This is a genomic window from Methyloceanibacter sp. (assembly GCF_051306395.1).
In the GTDB taxonomy this organism is placed as follows: Bacteria; Pseudomonadota; Alphaproteobacteria; order Rhizobiales; family Methyloligellaceae; genus Methyloceanibacter.
In genome coordinates this window covers 1-2371 of the sequence record NZ_JBPPND010000066.1, presented here as the reverse complement: position 1 = coordinate 2371, position 2371 = coordinate 1, and the positions used below count along the sequence as shown (strand labels likewise).

General features: G+C 63.5%; 3 protein-coding genes. All 3 read left to right on the top strand.

All coding sequences use genetic code 11. The features are described 5' to 3' along the window. Window positions 1–773, top strand: a 773-nt coding sequence (locus ACSLE4_RS04030; protein ID WP_435903193.1) for an acyl-CoA carboxylase subunit beta, incomplete at its 5' end; no start/stop codon positions are given. A gap of 13 nt (window positions 774–786) precedes the next feature. Beyond that, window positions 787–969, top strand: a complete 183-nt coding sequence (locus ACSLE4_RS04025; RefSeq protein WP_435903192.1) for a hypothetical protein — start codon at window positions 787–789, stop codon at window positions 967–969. A gap of 131 nt (window positions 970–1100) precedes the next feature. After that, window positions 1101–2021, top strand: coding sequence for an alpha/beta fold hydrolase (locus ACSLE4_RS04020; RefSeq protein WP_435903191.1), 921 nt, complete (start codon window positions 1101–1103; stop codon window positions 2019–2021). Window positions 2022–2371 lie beyond the last annotated feature (350 nt).

The window sequence follows — 2371 nt, the reverse complement described above, 5'->3', positions numbered from 1 at the left end:
CGGAGCTGCCGACGCGCGACCCGTGGGACCGGCTCGAGCCGTCGCTCGACACGCTGATCCCCGACAATCCGAACAAGCCCTACGACATCAAGGAGCTGATCCATAAGGTCGTGGACGAGGGCGACTTCTTCGAGATCCAGGAGACCTTCGCCCGCAACATCGTCACCGGCTTTGCCCGCATGGAAGGCCGCACGGTCGGCATCGTCGCCAACCAGCCCATGGTGCTGGCCGGCGTGCTCGACTCGGACGCCTCGCGCAAAGCGGCGCGCTTTGTCCGGTTCTGCGATTGCTTCTCGATCCCGATCGTCACCTTCGTGGACGTGCCGGGCTTTCTTCCGGGCACGGATCAGGAATATGGCGGGCTCATCAAGCACGGGGCGAAGCTGCTCTTCGCCTTCACCGAGGCCACCGTGCCGAAGGTGACGGTCATCACGCGCAAGGCCTATGGTGGTGCCTACGACGTGATGAGCTCAAAGCATATCCGCGGCGACATCAATTATGCCTGGCCCACGGCGGAAATCGCGGTGATGGGCGCCAAGGGCGCGGTGGAGATCCTGTATCGCGCCGACCTCGGCGACCCGGAGAAGGTCAAGAAGCGCATCGACGATTATCAGGAGCGCTTCGCCAATCCGTTCGTGGCGGCGGAGCGGGGCTATATCGACGAGGTGATCGCGCCGCGCGGTACGCGCCTGCGCATCTGCCGCGCGCTGCAGATGCTGCGCAACAAGCACGTCGAGAACCCCTGGAAGAAGCACGACAACATCCCGTTGTGACGAGGAGGCATGCATGCGGCTGACACCCCCAACACGATACGTCTTCCACTCGTCGGTCGTCTTAGGCGTTGCGGCGATCGTGCTCTACGGGCTCGGTGTGCTCGGCCTCATGGACGGCGCACTCCACTTCGCATTTTGGGCCGCCATCGTGGCTTGGCTGGCGCTGATTGCGGGGGCTGCGGCCAAGGGCGTTTAGATCCGTCGCGGTAAAGATGGGCCCGATGAGACTGAGCACGCCACCATGTCACGGCGCGCGAACCCCCTGTCGAGACTAAACTGCACGACATCATTTCGGTGATAGCGGTCCGCGCCGCGTAAGGAGTAGCCATGCTTGGACGCGTTATCCTCCTCTGCCTTCTAAGTCTCCTCGCGTTCGCGGCGCCCAGTGCGGCGCGCGCGGCGTCCCTTCCGGATGGCGCCGAGAGCAAGTTCGCCGAGGTGAATGGTATCCGTATGCATTATGTGCAGATGGGCGAGGGGCCCTTGCTCGTGCTCCTGCACGGTTGGCCGCAGACCTGGTACGAATGGGCGGAGTTGATGCCGCCTCTGGCGGAGCACTTCACCGTGGTGGCGCCCGATCTTCGCGGCGTGGGCAAGAGCGAGCGGACTGAAAAGGGCTACGACAAAGAGACACTGTCGAAGGACGTCGCCGGTCTCATCAAGCATCTCAATGGAGACGAGCCGGCCGTCGTGGTCGGGCACGACATGGGCGGGAAGGCCGCGTTCGTTCTCGGTCTCACGCAGCCCGACCTGGTGAGGAAGCTGGTCCTGATCGACTGCATGCCGCCCGGCTCGGAGAACATGGACGTGGCACGGGGCGGCCTGTGGCATTACGGCTTCCACATCGCCAAGGACTTTCCGGAAATGCTCACGGAAGGCCGCGAGCGCGAATATCTCACCGCCATGATGAAGCTGCTCTCGGGCGGCAAGGAAGTCATGACGGACGAGGCGGTCGACGAATATGTCGAGGCCTATGCATCCCCCGGCGGCATGACGGCGGGCTTCAACTATTATCGCGCGCTTTTCGAGGACGCCGATTTCGTCGCCAGCCTTTCCGGCAAGCGTCTCACCATGCCGGTTCTTACCATGGGCGGCGAGCACGCGGTGGCCGGCCATTTGTACAAGGCGCTCGAAGGCAGGAGCGACGACATCACCAATAAGATTGCAGAAGGCTCCGGGCATTATGTGCCGGAGGAGATGCCGGCGTTCACCGTCGAGCAGATCGTGGACTTCGCTGCTGCGCCCTGAGTCCAGAATCGCGAGCGCTATGCGAGCTTGTCTGGAGTCCGGCTTAGGCCGGAATGACGATGAAGCTCTATCCCCGCCTTATGCCCGCTCTCCAAAGCTGCGGTAAAATGCCTGCATCCCTCGTCCATGAGGACGCGAGCTGCAGACCGTCTGCTCTCGGGGTGAGGGACGCGGCGCCCGAGGTGGCGCGGTACAGCTGGGCCGATCTCGGACGCACAATTCCCGATAAGCCCGGATCACCGCGTCATGGCTAACGGACCAACCTCGGGGGTCTCCAGTTCGCCCGCCTGCGCTGTAACGCGTGGGCCGTCGGGTGAGGCATGCGATGTCTTTTGCCGCATGCCTGTGCC